The organism is Piscinibacter sp. PDB1-1, assembly GCF_056675995.1.
On record NZ_JBWVZJ010000001.1, the window covers coordinates 989,116 to 1,008,424 of the forward strand.

General features: G+C 68.1%; 19 protein-coding genes. 14 read left to right on the forward strand and 5 right to left on the reverse strand.

All coding sequences use genetic code 11. From position 1 onward, the window contains the following. Positions 1-7: 7 nt before the first annotated feature. The 11 genes from AC1KAR_RS04450 (at position 8) to AC1KAR_RS04500 (ending at position 10,254) form a co-directional block, all read left to right on the forward strand. The gene (locus tag AC1KAR_RS04450) at positions 8-778 is read left to right on the forward strand and encodes a GntR family transcriptional regulator (protein ID WP_480314858.1); all 771 of its coding nucleotides are present in this window, start codon (positions 8-10) and stop codon (positions 776-778) included. Between the two features lie 16 nt (positions 779-794). Then, complete coding sequence (locus AC1KAR_RS04455; RefSeq protein WP_480314860.1) at positions 795-1,451, forward strand: flavin reductase family protein; 657 nt, start codon at positions 795-797, stop codon at positions 1,449-1,451. Positions 1,452-1,569: 118 nt separating this feature from the next. Then, positions 1,570-2,781, forward strand: a complete 1,212-nt coding sequence (locus AC1KAR_RS04460; RefSeq protein ID WP_480314862.1) for an acetylornithine/succinylornithine family transaminase — start codon at positions 1,570-1,572, stop codon at positions 2,779-2,781. Next, positions 2,781-3,710 (forward strand): ornithine carbamoyltransferase, encoded by a 930-nt coding sequence (gene argF / locus AC1KAR_RS04465; RefSeq protein WP_480314864.1) that lies wholly within the window; start codon positions 2,781-2,783, stop codon positions 3,708-3,710. Before AC1KAR_RS04460 ends, argF begins: the two co-directional genes overlap by 1 nt. Positions 3,711-3,790: 80 nt before the next feature. Continuing rightward, positions 3,791-4,534 carry a metallophosphoesterase family protein gene (locus AC1KAR_RS04470; protein WP_480314866.1) on the forward strand — a complete coding sequence of 248 codons (744 nt, stop codon included), beginning with the start codon at positions 3,791-3,793 and terminating at the stop codon, positions 4,532-4,534. Next, positions 4,524-6,038, forward strand: coding sequence for a protein kinase domain-containing protein (locus AC1KAR_RS04475; protein WP_480314869.1), 1,515 nt, complete (start codon positions 4,524-4,526; stop codon positions 6,036-6,038). The genes AC1KAR_RS04470 and AC1KAR_RS04475 overlap by 11 nt, the downstream gene beginning before the upstream one ends. Before the next feature lie 24 nt (positions 6,039-6,062). After that, positions 6,063-6,695, forward strand: a complete 633-nt coding sequence (gene kynB, locus AC1KAR_RS04480; RefSeq protein WP_480314871.1) for an arylformamidase — start codon at positions 6,063-6,065, stop codon at positions 6,693-6,695. A 31-nt stretch (positions 6,696-6,726) separates the two neighbouring features. Further along, on the forward strand, positions 6,727-7,995 hold the full coding sequence (gene kynU / locus AC1KAR_RS04485) for a kynureninase (RefSeq protein WP_480314873.1): 1,269 nt from the start codon (positions 6,727-6,729) through the stop codon (positions 7,993-7,995). After that, positions 7,992-8,846, forward strand: a complete 855-nt coding sequence (kynA, locus tag AC1KAR_RS04490; RefSeq protein WP_480314875.1) for a tryptophan 2,3-dioxygenase — start codon at positions 7,992-7,994, stop codon at positions 8,844-8,846. The genes kynU and kynA overlap by 4 nt, the downstream gene beginning before the upstream one ends. A 15-nt stretch (positions 8,847-8,861) precedes the next feature. Beyond that, positions 8,862-9,722 carry a DUF6597 domain-containing transcriptional factor gene (locus AC1KAR_RS04495; protein WP_480314877.1) on the forward strand — a complete coding sequence of 287 codons (861 nt, stop codon included), beginning with the start codon at positions 8,862-8,864 and terminating at the stop codon, positions 9,720-9,722. A 52-nt stretch (positions 9,723-9,774) separates the two neighbouring features. Continuing rightward, positions 9,775-10,254 (forward strand): VOC family protein, encoded by a 480-nt coding sequence (locus tag AC1KAR_RS04500; protein WP_480314879.1) that lies wholly within the window; start codon positions 9,775-9,777, stop codon positions 10,252-10,254. A 25-nt stretch (positions 10,255-10,279) separates the two neighbouring features. On the opposite strand, the gene AC1KAR_RS04505 is transcribed toward AC1KAR_RS04500, so the two are convergent. Both AC1KAR_RS04505 and AC1KAR_RS04510 read right to left on the reverse strand, forming a co-directional pair. After that, positions 10,280-10,795, reverse strand: coding sequence for a carboxypeptidase regulatory-like domain-containing protein (locus tag AC1KAR_RS04505; protein WP_480314881.1), 516 nt, complete (start codon positions 10,793-10,795; stop codon positions 10,280-10,282). 98 nt (positions 10,796-10,893) lie between these two features. Continuing rightward, complete coding sequence (locus AC1KAR_RS04510; protein WP_480314883.1) at positions 10,894-12,417, reverse strand: Do family serine endopeptidase; 1,524 nt, start codon at positions 12,415-12,417, stop codon at positions 10,894-10,896. A 200-nt stretch (positions 12,418-12,617) separates the two neighbouring features. Here AC1KAR_RS04510 and AC1KAR_RS04515 point away from each other — a divergent pair, with 200 nt between their 5' ends. Beyond that, entirely contained in the window at positions 12,618-14,789 is a 2,172-nt protein-coding gene (locus AC1KAR_RS04515; RefSeq protein WP_480314886.1) for an FUSC family protein, read from the forward strand. Between the two features lie 19 nt (positions 14,790-14,808). Here AC1KAR_RS04515 and AC1KAR_RS04520 read toward each other — a convergent pair whose 3' ends face one another. Next, positions 14,809-15,708 carry an ion transporter gene (locus AC1KAR_RS04520; RefSeq protein ID WP_480314888.1) on the reverse strand — a complete coding sequence of 300 codons (900 nt, stop codon included), beginning with the start codon at positions 15,706-15,708 and terminating at the stop codon, positions 14,809-14,811. Between the two features lie 55 nt (positions 15,709-15,763). Then, positions 15,764-16,891 (reverse strand): aminotransferase class V-fold PLP-dependent enzyme, encoded by a 1,128-nt coding sequence (locus AC1KAR_RS04525; RefSeq protein ID WP_480314890.1) that lies wholly within the window; start codon positions 16,889-16,891, stop codon positions 15,764-15,766. A gap of 133 nt (positions 16,892-17,024) precedes the next feature. Here AC1KAR_RS04525 and AC1KAR_RS04530 point away from each other — a divergent pair, with 133 nt between their 5' ends. Further along, positions 17,025-18,188 (forward strand): HPP family protein, encoded by a 1,164-nt coding sequence (locus AC1KAR_RS04530; RefSeq protein ID WP_480314892.1) that lies wholly within the window; start codon positions 17,025-17,027, stop codon positions 18,186-18,188. Positions 18,189-18,226: 38 nt separating this feature from the next. Here AC1KAR_RS04530 and AC1KAR_RS04535 read toward each other — a convergent pair whose 3' ends face one another. Then, entirely contained in the window at positions 18,227-18,682 is a 456-nt protein-coding gene (locus AC1KAR_RS04535) for an SRPBCC family protein (RefSeq protein WP_480314894.1), read from the reverse strand. Between the two features lie 194 nt (positions 18,683-18,876). On the opposite strand from AC1KAR_RS04535, the gene AC1KAR_RS04540 reads away from it, so the two are divergent. Continuing rightward, entirely contained in the window at positions 18,877-19,305 is a 429-nt protein-coding gene (locus AC1KAR_RS04540) for a VOC family protein (RefSeq protein ID WP_480314896.1), read from the forward strand. Positions 19,306-19,309 lie beyond the last annotated feature (4 nt).

Genomic DNA, 19,309 nt, shown 5'->3' on the forward strand with positions numbered 1-19,309 from the left:
CCGACACATGGCCACCACCACCCGACGAGCCTCCGCCAAGACCACCGCCACGCGGGCCCACGCCGCATCCACCGGGCCGGCGCCTGTGACGCTGCCGGGCCAGGCCAGGGGCACCGACATCGAGCAGCGCATTTACCAATCGGTGTTCGAAGGCGTGATGACGCAGCGGCTCACGCCCGGCACCAAACTGCCCGAGGCAGCGCTGTGCGAGCTGTTCGCGGTCAGCCGCTCGGTGGTGCGCAAGGTGCTGCAGCGCCTCGCCCACGATCGCATCGTCGAACTGCGCCCCAACCGGGGCGCGGTAATCGCGGCGCCCTCGCCCGAAGAAACTCGCCAGATCTTCGAGGCGCGGCGAGCGCTCGAGGCCGCGCTGCTCGAACTCGCGGTGCGCAACGCCACCAAGTCCGACCTCGCCGCGCTGCGCCGCCAACTCACCGAGGAGCACGAGGCCATGCACCGCTTCGACCAGCCCTCGTGGGCCCGGCTGGCAAGCGGATTTCACCTGCGGGTGGCAGCACTGGCGCGCAACCCGATCCTGGAGCGCTATCTCACCGAGCTGATCTCGCGCTGCTCGTTGATCGTGGCGCTCTACGAGCCGCCCGGCAATGCCCATTGCGAGCACCAGGAGCACGCCCAGATCGTCGATCACATCGAGAAAGGTGACACCCGGCGCGCCCTGCACGCCATGGACGCCCACCTGCGCGAGCTGGAGCGTCACATCAGTCTCGAACGCACGCCACCCATCAAGAGCCTGGCCCGCATGCTCGGCCTGGACTGACTTCTCCGAGCGCCCCATGGACATCGACTTCGCCACCCTCACCGAGTACCAGCGCTACAAGCTGATGGCCAGCCTGATCGTGCCGCGGCCGATCGCCCTCGTGACGACGCTCAGCGAGAGCGGCGTCGTCAACGCCGCGCCTTTCAGCATGTTCAACATGCTGGGCGAAGAGCCTCCGATCGTGATGATCAGCATCAACCGCCTGAAAGACGGCGCGCTGAAAGACACGGCCGCCAACATCGCACGCACGAAGGAGTTCGTGGTGCACATCAGCGACGAGGCCATGGCCGAGAAGATGCACCGCTGCGGCGAGCGCATGCCGCCCGACGTGAGCGAACTCGCGGTGGTGGGCCTGCACACCGCGCCCTGCAACGCCGTCAAGCCCTCGCGCATCGTCGAGGCGCCGGTGGCGTTCGAGTGCACGCTGTGGGAGACGCTCGAAACCGACAGCCGGCAGATCTTCATCGGCCAGGTGCGCTGGCTGCACGCGCGCGAGGGGCTCATCGACACCGAGCTCTGGCGCGTGCGCCTGCAGGAGTATTTCCCGGTGGCCCGCTTCGGGGCGAGCTTTTACGTCAATACCCGCGAGCGCTTCTCGCTCGAAGGCCGCAACGAGCCCGGTTCGGCCGCCACCGGCCCGGCCTCGACCACCACGGCCATCGACGAGATGTAGCCTCACGGAGCTGTCATGCAGGGGCATGGCATGCGACCTTAGAATCAAACGCCCCAGGGCCCGCAGATCCTGCGGGCCTTGTCTTTTTCCGAATGGACTTTTCTGCCTGGAGCTCCCCATGAACGCCCCCGACAAAGCCCCCGTTGCCCCCGACCCGCACGTGATGCAAACCTACGGCCGTCTGCCGATGGCGCTCGCGTACGGCCGAGGCTGCTGGCTGTGGGACACCAATGGCAAGAAGTACCTCGACGGCCTGGCCGGCATCGCCGTCAACACGCTCGGGCACGGCCACCCGCGCCTGGTGCCCGCGCTGCAGGAGCAGATCGCCAAGCTGATCCACACCAGCAACTACTACCAGGTGCCGCTGCAGGAGCAGCTCGCCGCCAAGCTCACCGAGCTGTCGGGCCTGACCAACGCCTTCTTCTGCAGCACCGGCCTGGAAGCCAATGAGGCCGCCATCAAGATCGCGCGCAAGTATGGGCACGACAAGGGCATTGACCGCCCCGAGATCGTCGTCTACGAGAAGGCCTTTCACGGCCGCTCGATCGCCACGCTCTCGGCCACCGGCAATGTGAAGGTGCAGGCTGGTTTCGGCCCACTGGTCGAAGGCTTCGTGCGTGTGCCGCTCAACGACGTGGCCGCGATCGAAGGCGTGGCCAAGAGCAACCCGAACGTGGTAGCGGTGTTCCTGGAGGTGATCCAGGGTGAAGGCGGCATCAACGCCGCCACCGTCGAGTACCTGCGCGAGGTGCGCCGCGTGTGCGACGAGCAGGGCTGGCTGCTGATGCTCGACGAGGTTCAATGCGGCATGGGCCGCACCGGCAAGTGGTTCGCTCACCAATGGGCGGGCATCAAGCCCGACGTGATGCCGCTCGCCAAGGGCCTGGGTTCCGGCGTGCCGGTGGGTGCGGTGGTCTGCGGCCCGAAGGCGGCCAACGTGCTCGGTGCCGGGAACCACGGCACCACCTTCGGCGGCAACCCGCTGGCCATGCGCGCAGGTGTGGAAACCCTGCGCATCATGGAAGAAGACGGCCTGCTGGAGAACGCCGCCACCGTGGGCGCTGCGCTCAAGGCCAGCCTGCAAAGGGAACTGTCGGGCGTGGCCGGCTTTGTCGAAGTTCGCGGCCAGGGCCTGATGCTTGGAATCGAGCTCGACCGCCCCTGCGGCGAATTGCTGGGCCAGGCCGCAGAAGCCGGGCTGATGCTCAGCGTGACGGCCGAACGCGTGATCCGCCTCGTGCCGGCGCTGATCCTGAGCGCCGAAGAAGCCAAGCAGATCGTGGCCATCCTGTGCCCGCTGATCAAGACCTTCCTGGGGGCCAAACCGTGATGCCTGGCTCCTCGTTGATCAAGCACTACCTGCAGTTCAAGGACCTGCGCCGCGAGGAGTACGCCTACCTCTTCGAGCGCACAGCGGTCATCAAGAAGCGCTTCAAGAACTACGAGAAGTACACGCCGCTCGTCGACCGCACGCTGGCGATGATCTTCGAGAAGGCCAGCACACGCACCCGCGTGAGCTTCGAGGCGGGCATGTACCAGATGGGCGGCTCGGTGGTGAACCTCACCACCGGCGACAGCCAGCTCGGCCGCTCCGAGCCGGTCGAAGACAGCGCCCGCGTGATCAGCCGCATGGTCGACCTGGTGATGATCCGCACCTACGAGCAGACCAAGATCGAGGCGTTCGCGGCCAACTCGCGTGTGCCCGTCATCAACGGCCTGACGAACGAGCACCACCCGTGCCAGATCCTGGCCGACATCTTCACCTTCATCGAGCACCGCGGCAGCATCGCCGACAAGGTGGTGGCGTGGGTGGGTGACGGCAACAACATGGCCAACACCTGGCTGCAGGCTGCCGACATCCTCGGCTTCACCTTGCACGTGAGCACGCCCAGCGGCTACGAGATCGACCCCAAGGTGGCGGGCGTGTCGAACAGCCGATGCATCAAGGCGTTCAAGAACCCGCTCGACGCCTGCCGCGGCGCGCATCTCGTCACCACCGATGTGTGGACGAGCATGGGTTTCGAGGCCGAGAACGCCGAACGCATGAAGGCCTTCGCCGATTGGTGCGTCGACCGCGAGATGATGGCCGCCGCGCAGCCCGACGCACTCTTCATGCACTGCCTGCCCGCCCACCGCGGCGAAGAGGTCGAAGCCGAGGTGATCGACGGCCCGCAGTCGGCCGTATGGGACGAAGCCGAGAACCGCATGCATGTTCAGAAGGCGTTGATGGAGTTCTTGCTGATCGGCCGCATTGGCTGAGCTCATGACGACCCTCGCATGGCTGCGTTCCTGGCCCCAAGCTGGGCCGGCCCGGCGCTCGGGCGAGTAGTCTTCGTCAGATGAAGCTGGCCCTCATCACCGACCTGCACGCCAACCGCGAGGCGGTCGAGGCCGTGCTCGCGCACTCCCGATCGCAGGCGGCCGAGCAGTACGCCTTTCTCGGGGACTTCGTCGGCTATGGCGCCGACCCCGGCTGGGTCGTCGATTGCGTGCGCGAGCACGTGGCGCAGGGCGCGTTCGCGGTGCGCGGCAACCACGACGCCGCGGCCGTGGCTGGACCGCAGCCATCGATGGTCGAAGACGCGCGCCAGGTGGTGGCCTGGACGCACGAGCAACTCGAGGCGTCGCAGCTCGACTTTCTTGCGTCGCTGCCGCTTACGGCCATCGACGACACCCGCCTGTACGTCCATGCCAACGCCTACGCTCCGGGCGACTGGGGCTACGTGCACTCGCGGCTCGAAGCCGTGCACAGCATGCAGGCCACCGCCGCGCGCGTCACGTTCTGCGGCCACGTGCATGAGCCGCAGCTCTACCACCTGGCCCTCACCGGCAAGGTGGGCGAGTTCGCGCCGGTGCCCGATGTGCCCATCCCGCTGTCGCCACAGCGCCAGTGGCTGGTGATCCCCGGCTCGGCGGGCCAACCACGCGACAACAACCCCGCAGCCTGCTACGCCATGTTCGACACCGAGACGGGCGAGCTCACCTTTCACCGCATTCCCTACGACCACGACACCGCGGCCGCCAAGGTGGTCGCGGCCGGGCTGCCCGCCCGACTGGCGCAGCGCCTAAAAGATGGCGGCTGAGTTCAACGCCACGCCCCCGCCCTCCACCCACCCGCTGCGGCAATTGCACGCGGGCCTGGAGATCGATGGCTTTCGCCTCGAGAAGCACCTGCATCAGGGCGGCATGGCCCACCTGTGGCAGGTAGGCACGGTCGAAGAAGACAGCGCGACCGGCATGCTGCCGGGCGCCGACAACCTCATGCCGCTGATCATGAAGGTGCCCCGCATCCACGGCGGCGAAGACCCGGCCAGCATCGTCGGCTTCGAGGTCGAGCAGATGATCCTGCCGCGCCTGTCCGGCGTGCATGTGCCGCGCTTCATTGCCAAGGGCGACATCACCCGCCAGCCGTACATCGTGATGGAGCGCATCCCCGGCGATTCGCTGCGCGCGCGGCTCGATTCGGCGCCGCTGCCGCTCGACGAGATCGTGAGCATCGGCACCCGCGTGGCCACCGCCCTGCACGACCTGCACCGCCAGCACCTGGTGCACCTGGACGTGAAGCCCAGCAACATCATGTTCCGCCCGATGGTCGACGGCAAAGGCGGCGAGGCGGTGCTGATCGACTTCGGCCTCTCGCGCCACGAGCACCTGCCCGACCTGCTCGACGAAGACTTCGAGCTGCCGCTCGGCACCGCGCCCTACATGTCGCCCGAGCAGGTGCAGTTCGTGCGCAACGACCCGCGCAGCGACCTCTTCGCGCTCGGCGTGATGCTCTATCACCTGACCACCGGCGAGCGCCCGTTCGGCTCGCCCGACAGCGTGCGCGGCCTGCGCCAGCGCCTCTACCGGGACCCGACACCACCCGCCATGCTGCGGCGCGACTGCCCGCCCTGGCTGCAAGAGGTGATCCTCAAATCGCTGGAGCCGCTGCCCGCCAACCGGCAGCAGACGGCCGCGCAGTTCGCCTTCGAACTCCAGAACCCCGAGCAGGTGGTGCTCACCGAGCGCGCCACGCGGCGCGAGCGCAGCGGCACGATGAAAGTGCTGAGCCGCTGGTTCTCGGCCCTCGGCAACGAGCCTTCGCCACGTGCCAACGCCACGGCCCAGCTGGCGCGCAGCCCCATCGTGCTGGTGGCGGTCGACGTCGCCGGCGCGGAGCGCGAACTGCTCGAAACCCAGCGCCTGGCCGTCGAGCGCCTGATGCAGACCGTGCCCGGAGCACGCCTGGCCTGCATGGCCGTGCTCAAGGTCAACCGCATCGGCATGGACGAACTGATGGAAGCCGACGGCAGCAGCAAGCACGTCAACCTGCTGGTGCAGCTCAAGCACTGGGCGCTGCCGCTGAGGCGTTCGCTCAAGCTGACCGCCGACGCGCAGGCCGGTCGCGTGACCTTCCACGTGCTCGAGTCGCCCGATGCGGCGGACGCCATCATCGAGTTCGCGCGCAAGAATCAGGTCGACCACATCGTGATCGGCGCGCGCAGCAGCGGAGGCATCACTCGCTACCTGGGCAGTGTGTCCGCGCAGGTCACGACGCAGTCAGAATGCAGCGTGACCGTGGTGCGCACACCCCGGTCGACGTAGCCCCCCTGGCCCCAGGAGCAAAGCATGACATCTGCCAAGCGCCTGATCGACATTTCGCCCCCCATCGGCCCCGGCACGCCGCCCTTTCCCGGCGACCAGCCCTACACGCAAACCTGGACGGCGCGCATCGGCCCGGGTTGCCCCGTCAACCTGAGCGCAATCACGATGTCGCCGCACGTCGGTGCCCACGCCGATGCGCCGCTGCATTACGCGAACGACGCGGCCGCCATCGGCGAGGTTGATCTCGACCCGTACCTCGGCCCCTGCCGCGTGATCCACGCGATCGGCCCGGCGCGCCTGATCCAGGTCGCCGACCTCGCCTCAGTGGCTCATGGACTGCCGCCGCGTGTGCTGGTACGAACCTGCCAGCGCGCACCCACGGCCTGGTCACCCGAGTTCTCGGCCTTTGCGCCCGAGGCGCTCGCCTGGCTGGCCAGCCTGGGGGTGCGGCTCGTCGGCATCGACAGCCAATCGGTCGACCCCGCCGAGAGCAAGACACTGGACAGCCACCAGCAACTGCTTCGCCACCACCTGCGCGTGCTCGAGAACCTGGTGCTCGACGAGGTGCCCGCCGGCGACTACGAACTCATCGCGCTGCCCTTAAAGCTGACCCAGGCCTGCGCCTCGCCCGTGCGCGCCGTGCTGCGCGAGCTTTGATCGCCGAACAACAAGCCTTCGGGGAGACTCGATGCCCATAACCCGCCAAGACTGCCTCGCGCTCGACGCGCAAGACGCACTCGCCCCCCTGCGCGCGCAGTTCGACCTGCCCGAAGGCGTGATCTACCTCGATGGCAACTCGCTCGGCGTACTGCCCCGTGCCACGGCACCGCGCTTGCAAGAGGCCGTGCGGCACGAATGGGGCCATGGCCTCATCCGGAGCTGGAACACCGCCGGCTGGATCGACCTGCCGCGCCGCGTGGGCGACAAGATCGCGCGGCTCGTCGGTGCGGGAGAAGACGAACTCGTGGTCGCCGACTCCACCTCGGTCAATCTGTACAAGGTGCTGAGCGCGGCCTTGCGCATTGCCCGATCTGACAGCCCCGGGCGGTGCAAGATTGTCTCGGAGCGCAGCAACTTCCCGACCGATCTCTACATCGCCGAGGGCCTTGCGCGCGAGCACGGGCTTCGGCTGGTCCTGGTCGAACACGACGAGATCGCGCAACACCTCGACAGTGACCTGGCCGTGCTGATGCTCACCCAGGTGAACTACCGCACCGGCCGCCTGCACGACATGGCCACCATCACCCGCGCCGCGCATGCAGCAGGCGGCCTCACCGTGTGGGACCTGGCGCACAGCGCCGGTGCCCTGCCGGTCGACCTGACAGGCAGCGGTGCCGACTTTGCCGTGGGCTGCGGCTACAAGTACCTCAACGGCGGACCCGGCGCACCGGCCTTCGTGTGGGCGCACCCGCGCCACGCCGATCGCTTCTGGCAACCGCTGTCGGGCTGGATGGGTCACGCCGCGCCGTTCGAGTTCACGCCCGACTACCGGCCGGCGGCGGGCATCGGTCGCTACCTGTGCGGCACGCCAGCCGTGCTGTCGATGACTGCGCTGGAGTGCGGCGTCGACACCGTGCTCGCCGCCGACATGGCCGCCTTGCGACTCAAGTCCACGGCGCTCACGGAGTTGTTCATCAAGTTGGTCGAATCGCGCTGCGCCGGCCTGCAGCTCGCATCACCGCGCGAGCCCAGCCTGCGAGGCAGCCAGGTCAGCTTTGCGCACCCTGACTCGGGCTACCCGATCATGCAGGCGCTGATCGCGCGCGGGGTGATCGGGGACTTCAGGGGCGGCGACAAGTCTCACCCAGCGGGCGCTCAGGACATCCTGCGCTTCGGCTTCACCCCGCTCTACACCCGCTACACCGATGCGTGGGATGCCGTCGAGCACCTCGTGCAGGTACTGCACAGCGGCGAATGGCGCGAGCCGCGCTTCAATCAACGGGCAGCGGTCACATGAGCGCCAATACGCCGAAAGGCGAGCACGACGAGCAGCGCCACGAAGGCGCGCAACTCGATTTCTCGCGCGACATGAGCTACAGCGACTACCTTCACCTCGACGAGGTGCTGAACGCCCAGGTGCCGCTCTCGCCCGATCACAACGAGATGCTCTTCATCGTGCAGCACCAGACCAGCGAGCTGTGGATGAAGCTGATGCTGCACGAGTTGACGGCTGCGATCCGCTGCGTGGAGAACGACCAACTCGCCAGCGCCTTCAAGATGCTCGCTCGTGTGAGCAAGATCATGGAGCAACTCGTTCATGCCTGGGATGTGCTCGCCACCATGACGCCGCCCGAGTACTCGGCCATCCGCCCCTACCTGAGCAACAGCAGCGGCTTCCAGAGCTGGCAGTACCGCTGCATCGAGTTCAGCCTGGGCAACAAGAACGCGGCAATGCTCAAGCCGCACGCGCACCGGCCCGACCTCCTGGCCTCGGTCGATGCGGCATGGCGTGCGCCGTCGCTGTACGACCACTCACTGCGCCTGCTCGCACGCCGCGGCATCGCCGTGCCCGCCGACCGCATCGAGCGCGACTGGACGCAGCCATACACCGCCAGCCCCGATGTCGAAGCCGCCTGGCTCACCGTCTACCGCAAGCCGCAGCAGTACTGGGATCTGTACCAGCTCGGCGAAGAACTCACCGACCTCGAAGACGCATTTCGGCTCTGGCGCTTTCGCCACGTGACCACGGTGGAGCGTGTGATCGGCTTCAAGCGCGGCACCGGTGGCACCGGCGGCGTGAGCTACCTGCGCAAGATGCTCGATGTGGTGCTCTTCCCAGAGATCTGGTCGCTGCGCACGCAGCTCTGATGAACGGCCTTCGCGATGTTGCTCTCACGCTGCCCCATCGCACCCCTGGCCACCTTTGTCGACACCTTGTGGACCTGCGAACGCGCGCCGCTGCCGCACGCCCGAGAGCGCAACCTGCCCACAGGGCGGGTTGACCTCGTGATCCCCTTGCTCGACGAGCAGCGAATCGGCCGCTTCCGCGATGTCGACGACCTCGTCGGCGAGCACTTCAGAGGCGGAGTCGTCCACGGCGCGCAAGACCGCAGCAGCCAGCGCGCGACGCAGGGCGCCTCATTGGTGGTCGGGGTTCATTTCAAGCCCGGCGGTGCGGCCGGCTTCTTCGGCCCGGTCTTGCCCGAACTGCGCAACACGACCGTGCCGCTCGATGCGCTCTGGGGCCCCAGCGCGCAGCGGTTGCGCGAGCAGCTTCAGGCCATCGCGAACCCGCAGGCACGTCTGCAGCACCTTGAATCCTGGCTGCTCGAACGGCTCAAGCGCGCGTCCGCCGCCGATGCGATGGTGCTGGCGGCACTGGCAACCATGCAGCGCGATCCCGCCTCGGCGGCGGTCGAGCGTATTCAGCGGAGCAGCGGCTTCGGCCCCACGCAGTTCATCGCGCGCTTCGAGCGTGCCGTAGGCCTCACACCCAAACGCTATGCGCGGGTTCTGCGCTTCAACACCCTGATCGACAGGCTGGCGCAGCACATGCCGGGCGACTGGGCGCTGGCCGCGCTCGACGGGGGCTACGCCGATCAGTCGCACCTTGCCAACGAGTTCAAGCGCCTCGCCGGCATCACACCCGGTGCTTACCGGCCGGTGTCGCCCCAGCAGCCGACGCATGTGGCCGTGCGCGCAGCCTCCGCAGCTGTGAGCGAAAAAATCTCCAATACACGGTGAGGCGGGCGGCCTAGCATCGCTCGGTCTGCAGATCGAACTCAAGGAGACGGACATGAGCCAGCCGGATACGACAGCGCACAACGCCGTTCACGAGATGTACCCGTATCTTTGCGTGGGCGATGTACCCCGGGCGGTCGCCTTTTACACCGAGGTGTTCGGGGCCGTGGAGCTTTTCCGCCTCACCGAGCCGTCAGGGCGCGTCGGCCATCTTGAACTGCAGCTGGCACCGAACATGGTGCTGATGCTCAGCAGCCCTTACCCGGATCTGGGCTTCGTACCGCCAGACGCAGGAGCGCCCCGCAGCCTGACCATCCACCTGCACGTCGACAACTGCGACAAGATGCTCGAACGCGGGATCGCGGCAGGCGCGACGATGTTGCGCCCACCTGCGGACCAGTTCTACGGCGAGCGCAGCTGCCTGATGCGCGACCCCTTCGGCCACGTGTGGCTGCTGGGCCATTCGATCGAGAACCTGCAGCCCTCCGAAATGCAGCGACGCTACACCGCTCTGCTGGCGGCGAGCGGCAGCTGATCCCGACTGCGGCGCTCGCGCGCAATCAGCGCTGCGAGACCTGCTGAGACTCAGGCGTGAAGACGAAGATTGCACGCGTCGACCGGCCGCTGGCCACCGACACGCGTTGCTCCTTGGTCACGCCATTGAGCGTGGTCGCCACCTTGTACTGGCCCGGGGGCACCTTGGCCCAGAGGTAAGGGCCGTCTGAGCGGGTGTCGACCAGCACCTTGCCGCTGCGGTCCATCAGCTTGACCTGCGCGTCGGCGGTGAACTGGTTGCGCGCACCGGCCTTCTCGTAGATCTCGATGTTGAGCGGGTACTGCGTGCGCGCCTTGTTGAAGGCCGGCAATTCTTCGTACACCACGCCACCGGTCACGTAGGCCACGCCGCCTTCGCCTTGCTGGGCATCCGGCAAAGGCACGGCCTCACCGGGGGCGACGGACTGTGCCGCCTGGCCCGGGCCCGGTGCAGGCACGGCCTCTTGGGCCCATGCCGACGTTCCGGCGAGGAGAGCCGCGGCGGCCACGGCGGAAAGCAGGTGTTGGGACTGAAACTTCATGACGAGATCCTCATGGTTGATGAGAGACGTTCATCAAATCACAGCCCGATCGCCCTGTGTCGCCGCCGAAGCGCCTTGCGCTCTTGTCCTACGCGAACTCAGCCCAGGCTTACCGGCACGAAGATGCGTTCTCCGTCACGCTCGATCAAAAGGGCCACGCTCTTGGGCTTGGAGGCCATCACGCTCTTCACCAGATCGACCGATGTGACCGGCTTGCCGTTGATGGCCACCAGCACATCACCCGCCTCGACACCCGCCCGCGCGGCCGCACCGCTCACGTTCTCGATCACCATGCCGCCATCGCCCTGGACCTCGCGGCGCTCGTCGCGCGTCAGCGGGCGCAGCGACAAGCCGAGCTGGTTGGCTTGCTCCGCGGGGTCTTTGCCAGCCGCTTGCTTGGATGGCTCGTCGGCGCTGCCGAGCTTGGCGTCGATGTCGATCGACTTCTGATCGCGCCAGACCTTCAGCTTGACCGACTCGCCCGGGCTGCTCATGCCGATCGTGCTGCTGAGCGAGCCCGAGCGGACGATGGGTTCGCCGTTCACCTCGGTGATCACGTCACCCGGCTTCAGGCCTGCCTTGGCCGCCGCGCTGTTGCGCTGCACGCTGGCCACCAGCGCGCCATCAGGGCGCTTCATGCCGAAGGATTCGGCCAGCGACTGGTTCACGTCCTGCACCGTCACACCCAGCCGGCCATGGCTGGCCTTGCCGGTGGCGACGATCTGGTCCTTGACCTTCAGCGCCACGTCGATCGGGATCGCGAACGCGAGGCCCTGGTAGCCGCCCGAGCGCGAGTAGATCTGCGCGTTGATGCCCACGACTGCCCCGCTGCCGTCGAACAGCGGGCCGCCGGAGTTGCCGGGGTTCACCGCTGCATCAGTCTGGATGAAGGGCACCACCGAGTCGCCGGGCAGCGAGCGGCCCTTGGCGCTCACGATGCCTTGCGTGGCGGTCTGCTCGAAACCGAAGGGCGAGCCGACGGCGAGCACGGGGTCGCCCACTTCGAGCTGCTTGGGGTTGCCCAGGCGCACGGTCGGCAGATCCTTCGCGCTGATGCGCAGCACGGCGATGTCCGTCGTGGGGTCGGCGCCGAGCACCTTGGCCGAGAACTCGCGCCGGTCGCTCAACTTGACGGAGACCTCCTTGGCCTCGCGCACCACATGAGCGTTGGTCAGGATCAACCCATCGGCGCTGATGATGAAGCCCGAACCCTGGCCGCGGAACGGCTCCGACGGCGCACCGCCCCGGCCGCGCGGGGCCTGCATGCCCGGCAGGCCACGGAAGAAGCGAAAGAACGGGTCGTTCTCCATGCCCGGCGGCAGGCCCTGCAGGGGCTGCTCGTCGTCCGACACCTTGTGCTCGCCCGACACGGTGACACCGACCACGGCCGGTCCGGCCTGCGCAAAGATGGCGCGGTAGTTCGGCACTACGCTTTGCGGCGGAATGGGCGCCACCGGCGCCACGGCAGCAGCCGCCGCGACGGGCGTGCTCAGCGCGGCCACGGATGTGGCTGGTACGGGCTCGTCCTTCTTCATCCAGTTGGGCAGACCAAAGGCACCCGCGGTGCCCATGGCCAGCGCGCCAGCCGCCACGAGGGTTGCGTTCAGGGGATTGAGTTTCATGGTGAGCCTTTCTTCCGATGCGGCGGGGGAAACATGTGCGGCAGGTTGCCGCGCCTGCAGCGAAAGATAGGCACGCGCGGTGAAGCGTTCATTAGCCGAGCGTTAGGCCAAGGTTAAGACGGCGGCAGAGAAGACGCCGCGGCGCCCGTGTGTGCGGCCAGCATCCCTGTCAGGCGGGTCTGCCCTATGCTGCGCAGCCAATGGCCTCCCTCACCGACCCTGTTCCCCTGCCCGCCCTCGCTCGCCGCGCGCTGGCCCTGCCCGCGCATGTGCTCAACGGCATCACGGTCGGCATCGGCATCGGCCTGCTGCAGTTGCTGTTCGGCCTCGCCTTCGGGGCGCATGTGGCGGCGCTGGCGGTCAGCGGTGCGGTGTATTCCAGCCTGGCCGACATCCCCGAGACGCCCGCGCGCTCGTGGCGGCGGGTGCTGAGCGCGGGCGTCGGGGGCACGCTCGCGGCGCTGGTGATCTCGCTGCTGATGCCCTACCCGCTGTGGCTGGGGCTGGGCATCTCGCTCGTGGTGTTCATCGCGATGATGATGATGGCCTGGGGCCCGCGCGCCGGTGCCGTGTCGTTCGCACCGATCCTCGCAATCGTCTTCACCATGGGCCTGCCTGCGGGCCACGACACATGGCAGGTGATGGGGTGGCACGCCGCGGGCGTGCTGGGCTACCTGCTGTGGTCGCTCGGTGTCGTGAGCGTGCTGCAACGGCGCTATCGCCGCTTGGTGCTGGCCAATGCACTGGGCGCCATGGTGCGGCTGATGCGTTCGCGCGCCGACCTGCTCGACGCGGTGGAAGACGACCAGAGCGGCCCTTCGGCCAGGTTGCAGACCTGGGTGCTCAACGAGGCGGCGCTCGCCGACCGCTTGCAAACGGCGCGTGACCTGAGCTTTCCGGCGGCCGAAGGGCGCCATGCCAGCCGCGAGATTGCGGTCTTGCTGCACACGCTGGAGCTGCGCGACCTGCTGCTGGCCAGCCAGCTCGACATCAACCTGCTCGGGCAGGACAACGCGGGCCGCCAGGTGCGCCGCGCACTAGGTGCGCGGTTGCGCCGCATGGCCGACGAACTCGAGGGCCAGCGGTCGGCTGTGCTGGGCGGCGCCGCACTGGCGCCGCCCAGCACGCCGCGCGAAGCCTGCACCGTGGGCACGCTGTTCGGCGGCGTCACCCTGCCCACCGGCGACGCCCGCGCGCGGCTGCTGCCGGCGCTTGTCAACCGCGTGCTGCACATGGAGCGCGAGCTCGATCAGATGCAGGCCGCGCTGCGCGGCGCGCCCGTCGCGCAACCGTTCTCGAACAAGGAGCTCGCGCAATTCGTCGGCCCCGCGGGCTGGCCGCTCGCAGCGCTGCGGCCACATGCCACGCTGAAGTCACCCGTGATGCGCCACGCACTGCGCGCAGCACTCGCGCTGGGCTCGGCATACTACATCGCGCTGGCCCTGCCCTGGGCCTCGCACCCGCAGTGGCTGGTGCTCAGCGTGGCGGTGGTGCTGCGCGGCAATCTCGGGCAGACGCTCGCCCGCCGCAACACGCGGGTGCTGGGCACGCTGGCGGGCTGCCTGCTGGTGCTGGTGCTCGCACATGTGCCGTCACAGGCCATCATGGGCCTGGTGTTCCTGCTGGCGGTGAGCCTTGCGCATGCATTCGCGGTCGAGCGCTATTTCGTGACCGCCGTGGCCGCCACGGTGATGGCCTTGCTGCAGGCGCACCTCGCCAACCCCGGCGCAGGCTTCCCCATCGCCGAGCGCGTCGCCGACACCGTGCTCGGCGCGCTTCTCGCGTGGGCCTTCAGCTACGTGCTGCCGTGGTGGGAGCGCCGCAGCCTGCCGCAGACGGTGCAGCGCTGCGTGCGGGCCCTTCACGACTACGCGCGTCAGTCGCTCGGCAACCTCGACGCCGCCGCGGCGGTCGATCAACGGCTGGCGCGGCGGCGCGCGTACGACGCGCTTTCTGCACTGGCCGCCGCCTTGCAGCGCAGTGCCGCCGAACCGGCCACCGTGCGCCCGCCCGTGCAAGACCTGACGGTGCTGCTCGACCACGGCCAGCGCCTGATGGCCCACGTGGCGGTGCTGCGACTCATGCTCGCGCGCAACGCGGCAGAACTCGACCGGCCCGAAGCCGCTGACGCCATCGAGCAGGCCACGCGCGTGCTGAGCGAGGCCCTCGCCACGCCGCCCACAAGCGCCACAGCCGCTGAAGGGCCTGGCAGCACGCCATTGGCGGCACCGAGCATCGAGCTTCTGCCAACTGAGCCTCCGACGCAGGCGATGCTGCCGTGGCTGATCTGGCGCCTGCAGATCACGGCACACGACGCACGCCTGACCGGCCAGGCGGCGAGCCGCGTACTGGCCTTGCTGTCGGCTCGGTGAGCTTCGGCCGCTGAGCGGCTCAGCTCTTGTCCGCTGCGCCGGGAATGGCGGCTTCGTGATCGTGGCCGTCGCGTATCCACGCAGGCAGGCGCGCACCGCAATCGCGGCAGAAGCGCGCCTCGGGCAGGTGGCCTTCGCTCAGGCACTCGTGGCAGGTGCGCGTGGTCGGGACGCCGCGGCGCATGCGCTGCGCGGTGAACTCGGCACTCACGATGCCGGTCGGCACGGCCAGGGTGCCCCAGCCCAGAAGCATCATCACCGAGGCGATCAGGCGTCCGAGGTCGGTTTGCGGCGTGATGTCGCCGAAGCCGACGGTGGTCATGGTGGTGATTGCCCAGTACACGCTCATCGGGATGCTGGTGAAGCCGTTGTCGGGGCCCTCCACTACATACATCAGCGTGCCCATGATCAGCACGACCAGCATCACGAACGAGATGAAGACGAAAATCTTGCGACGTGACGCGGCCAGCGCGTGGCCCAGCGCGCCGTACTCCGCCACATAGGCGCCCAGCTTGAAGATCCGGAAGACGCGCAATAGGCGTAGCACCCGCACGTCGATCAACGCGTGCAGGCCGGGCACCAGCACGGCAAGGTAGGTCGGCAGCACCGCCACCAGGTCGATGATGCCGAACACGCTGCGCGCGTAGCGGGTCGGGTGGCGCACGCAGGCGAGCCGCGCGATGTACTCCACCGTGAAGGTCGCCGTGAACACGACCTCGAGCACATGGAAGAGGTCGCCGTACTGCGCATGCACCGACGCCATGCTGTCGGCCATCACCACGCCCACGCTCGCCAGGATCATGACAAGCAGCGCCACGTCGAAGGCACGCCCCGCGCGGGTGTCGGCCTCGAAGATGATCACGTAGAGGCGCAGCCGCCAGCCCTGCAACGGGCGGCCGAACTCATCGGGGACGGACATCGGCTGCCCTGCGTGGGCGGAGCCGGAAGGCACCTCGCTCGACACGGCCCGCGGCTCAGCCGATGCGGCTCAGCGCATCGTCAAGCGTCTGCACGCTGCGCTGGACGTTGCCGAGCTTTTCCAGCCCGAAGAGGCCGATGCGCCAGGTCTTGAAGTCAGCGCCTTCGTCACACTGCAGCGGCACGCCGGCGGCTGTCTGCAGGCCCAGGCCCGCGAACTTCTTCGACGACTGGATCTCCGGGTCGGTGGTGTAGCTGACCACCACACCCGGCGCCTCGAAGCCGGGCGCTGCCACGCTCTTGTAGCCCTTCTTCGCGAGCAGCGCACGGACCTTGTCGCCCAGCTCCTGTTGCGCCTTGCGCGCGTTCTCGAAGCCGAACGCCTTGGTTTCGAGCATCACGTCGCGCACGCGCGTGAGTGCATCGGTCGGCATGGTGGTGTGGTACGCGTGGGCATTGCTCTCGTAGGTCTCCATGATCTGCAGCCACTTGCGCAGATCGCACGCGAAGCTCGTGCTGGTGGTGTGGTCGATGTGCTGGCGCGCACGCTCGCTCAGCATCACGAAGGCGCTGCCGGGCGAGCCGCTCCAGCCCTTTTGCGGCGCACTGATGAGCACGTCCACGCCATTGGCGACCATGTCGACCCAGATCGCACCCGAGGCGATGCAGTCGAGCACGAACATGCCACCGACCGCATGCACCGCCTGGCCGACCGCGCGCAGGTAGTCGTCGGGCAGCAGCATGCCGCTTGCGGTCTCGACGTGCGCGGCGAACACCAGCGCGGGCTTCTCGCGCTCGATGGTGGCGACCACCTCGTCGATGGGCGCTGGCGCAAAGGCCGATTGCGGCTCAGCAGCCAGCGGGCGTGCCTTGAGCACCGTGGCGCTGGAGGGGATGGACCCCATCTCGAAGATCTGCGTCCAGCGGTAGCTGAACCAGCCGTTGCGGATCACGAGCACCTTCTGGCCGGTGGCGAACTGGCGCGCCACGGCTTCCATGCCGAAGGTGCCGCTGCCCGGCACCACGACGGCCGACTTCGCGTTGTAGGCCTCTTTCAGCGTGGCCGAGATGTCGCGCATCACGCCCTGGAACTTCTTGGACATGTGGTTGAGCGCGCGGTCGGTGTACACGACCGAGTACTCGAGCAGGCCTTCGGGGTCGACGGTGGGCAGCAATCCGGGCATGGTGTCTCCGCTGTGCGAGTTCTGTGAACAGCCGGGCAGCTTAGCAGTCCACGCCGCAACCTGCCTGCATGCTGGAACGCCCTGGCCGACAATGCCGCGCACCTGCCCGCCCGCGCCTCGAGCGCTGCTTCGCATGACAACGCCCACGCCTTCCAGCCCCCCCGCCCTACCCGCCCGCGAGCGCGCCCGCGCCTGGCTGCGCGACTTCATCCCTGCGCCCATGCAAGTGGACAACCGCGAGCGACTGCGCGTGGCCGGCGGCGCGGCGGTGGGCCTGCTGGTGTCCGGGCTGCTCGGCATCGTCTTCGCCGGCCAGAGCGCCCACACGCCGTGGCTGATTGCGCCGATCGGTGCCAGCGCGGTGCTGGTCTACGGCCTGCCGGCCAGCCCGCTGGCGCAACCGTGGTCGGTGGTGGGTGGCAACACAGTGTCCGCACTGGTGGGCATTGCCTGCGTGCTGGCCTGGGGCATCACGCCCTGGGTGGCCGCGCTCGCTGTGGGCCTGGCGATCGCGGCAATGTTCGCGCTGCGCTGCCTGCACCCCCCGGGCGGCGCTAGCGCGCTGCTCGTGGTGCTCTCGGGCGTGCACGACCCGGCGTTCGCCGCTGTGCCGGTGCTCACCAATTCACTGCTGCTGGTGCTGGTGGGCATCGCCTACAACAACGCGACGGGGCGGCGCTACCCGCACGGGCAGTTGCTCGCCCCGGCCGCGCCGAGTTCACCCAAGGCGGCCATCACCGACGCCGATCTCGACGCCGTGCTCAAGCGCTACAACCAGGTGCTGGACGTGAGCCGCGACGACCTGCAGGCCCTGCTGGCTCAGACCGAGATCGAGGCCTACCGCCGCCGGCTCGGCGAACTGCGCTGCACCGACATCATGTCCACCGACCTCGCCACCGTGGAGTTCGGCACGCCGCTGCAGGAAGCGTGGTCGATGCTGCGCGAGCGCCGCATCAAGGCGTTGCCGGTGATCGATAAGGTGCGCCGCGTGGTGGGCATCGTCACGCTGGCCGATTTCATGCGCCATGCGGATCTCGACTTCCACCAGGGTTGGGCGCAGCGCCTGCGCCATTTCATCTCTCCCACGTTGACAAGCCACAGCGAGAAGCCCGAGGTGGTCGGCCAGATCATGGTGCGCCAGGTGCGCGTGGCCAGCGCTGACCGCCCCATCGCCGAGCTGGTTCCGCTGTTCGCCGACACCGGCCACCACCACATCCCCATCATCGACGCGGAGCGCCGGCTTGTGGGGATCATCACGCAATCGGATCTGGTGGCGGCGCTCACGCGCGCGGGTTGAGCGCGCGCGCTTGGTTCTCGCGCGCCGGCTGAGCGCACTCACTCGTCGGGGATCTCGGCCTCGACCAGCGCAGCCAGCAGCGCGAGCGATTCCTGCCAGCCGAGCATGCAGCCGTCAGCCGGAATCACGGCGGGGATGCCTTCCTGCGTCACGTGAACCGCCGTGCCCACGCTCACCTTCATGAAGGTGATGCTGGTCTTCATCTCGCCCGGCAGGTTCGGGTCGTCGAACACATCGGTGTGCACCAGGCGCTCGCCAGGTTTCATCTCCAGGTAGTTGCCACCGAAGGAGTGCGTGTTCCCCGTCGTGAAGTTGGTGAACGACATGCGGTAGCGCCCGCCTACGCGCGCGTCCATCTCGTGGACCTTGCCGGTGAACCCGTTCGGCGGGAGCCACTTGGCCATCGCGTCAGGGTCGATGAACGCGCGGTACACGCGATCGGGCGGCGCGCGCAGCACGCGGTGGAGGTGGACGGTATGCGTGGAGATGTCCATGGAGGTGGCCTTTCCTTCTGGTTGATCGGGGGCGCGAGCGCGGCCCTCTGAAAGCACGACGAATCGGCATCGCGATGATCGACATCCTCTGCCCAGAAATGCTCGGCCACTGACAAGGCCTGACAGATCGCAGGGTGCAACCCGGCACGGCGATTGCCGACTAGCATGGCTCGACCCACTCCCCGGAGGCCATCATGGAAACCAACGAACTCCACCGCGGCCGGATGCTCGACCACCTGCAACTCGTCGTGCGTGACCTGCCCGTGAGCCAGCGCTTCTACACCGCCGTGCTCGAGGTGCTGGGCATACCGATCGGCGGCACCGGCGACGGCTTCTTCTGGGCCGACGAACTGTTCGTCTCGACGCCCAGCAGCGACGCAGCGCTTGGCGAGCTGACAGGCCGTTGCCACTTCGCCTTCCAGGCCAAGGACCGCGCTGCGGTCGATGCCTTTTACAAGGCTGCGCTGGAAAGCGGCGGGCGCGACAACGGTGCGCCCGGCGAGCGGCCCTACCACCCGGGCTACTACGCGGCCTTCGTGCTGGACCCGGACGGCAACAACGTCGAGGCCGTCTTCCATGGCCCCGCCAAGCGCAGCGCTGAATCGGTCAAAGTGACGTTCTGAACCG

Excerpts from the sequence above, each read along its gene's own strand:
- AC1KAR_RS04450 (WP_480314858.1), top strand. The coding sequence starts at position 8 with ATGGCCACCACCACCCGACGAGCCTCCGCCAAGACCACCGCCACGCGG.
- AC1KAR_RS04455 (WP_480314860.1), top strand. The coding sequence starts at position 795 with ATGGACATCGACTTCGCCACCCTCACCGAGTACCAGCGCTACAAGCTG.
- AC1KAR_RS04460 (WP_480314862.1), top strand. The coding sequence starts at position 1,570 with ATGAACGCCCCCGACAAAGCCCCCGTTGCCCCCGACCCGCACGTGATG.
- argF (WP_480314864.1), top strand. The coding sequence starts at position 2,781 with ATGCCTGGCTCCTCGTTGATCAAGCACTACCTGCAGTTCAAGGACCTG.
- AC1KAR_RS04470 (WP_480314866.1), top strand. The coding sequence starts at position 3,791 with ATGAAGCTGGCCCTCATCACCGACCTGCACGCCAACCGCGAGGCGGTC.
- AC1KAR_RS04475 (WP_480314869.1), top strand. The coding sequence starts at position 4,524 with ATGGCGGCTGAGTTCAACGCCACGCCCCCGCCCTCCACCCACCCGCTG.
- kynB (WP_480314871.1), top strand. The coding sequence starts at position 6,063 with ATGACATCTGCCAAGCGCCTGATCGACATTTCGCCCCCCATCGGCCCC.
- kynU (WP_480314873.1), top strand. The coding sequence starts at position 6,727 with ATGCCCATAACCCGCCAAGACTGCCTCGCGCTCGACGCGCAAGACGCA.
- kynA (WP_480314875.1), top strand. The coding sequence starts at position 7,992 with ATGAGCGCCAATACGCCGAAAGGCGAGCACGACGAGCAGCGCCACGAA.
- AC1KAR_RS04495 (WP_480314877.1), top strand. The coding sequence starts at position 8,862 with ATGTTGCTCTCACGCTGCCCCATCGCACCCCTGGCCACCTTTGTCGAC.
- AC1KAR_RS04500 (WP_480314879.1), top strand. The coding sequence starts at position 9,775 with ATGAGCCAGCCGGATACGACAGCGCACAACGCCGTTCACGAGATGTAC.
- AC1KAR_RS04505 (WP_480314881.1), bottom strand. The coding sequence starts at position 10,795 with ATGAAGTTTCAGTCCCAACACCTGCTTTCCGCCGTGGCCGCCGCGGCT.
- AC1KAR_RS04510 (WP_480314883.1), bottom strand. The coding sequence starts at position 12,417 with ATGAAACTCAATCCCCTGAACGCAACCCTCGTGGCGGCTGGCGCGCTG.
- AC1KAR_RS04515 (WP_480314886.1), top strand. The coding sequence starts at position 12,618 with ATGGCCTCCCTCACCGACCCTGTTCCCCTGCCCGCCCTCGCTCGCCGC.
- AC1KAR_RS04520 (WP_480314888.1), bottom strand. The coding sequence starts at position 15,708 with ATGTCCGTCCCCGATGAGTTCGGCCGCCCGTTGCAGGGCTGGCGGCTG.
- AC1KAR_RS04525 (WP_480314890.1), bottom strand. The coding sequence starts at position 16,891 with ATGCCCGGATTGCTGCCCACCGTCGACCCCGAAGGCCTGCTCGAGTAC.
- AC1KAR_RS04530 (WP_480314892.1), top strand. The coding sequence starts at position 17,025 with ATGACAACGCCCACGCCTTCCAGCCCCCCCGCCCTACCCGCCCGCGAG.
- AC1KAR_RS04535 (WP_480314894.1), bottom strand. The coding sequence starts at position 18,682 with ATGGACATCTCCACGCATACCGTCCACCTCCACCGCGTGCTGCGCGCG.
- AC1KAR_RS04540 (WP_480314896.1), top strand. The coding sequence starts at position 18,877 with ATGGAAACCAACGAACTCCACCGCGGCCGGATGCTCGACCACCTGCAA.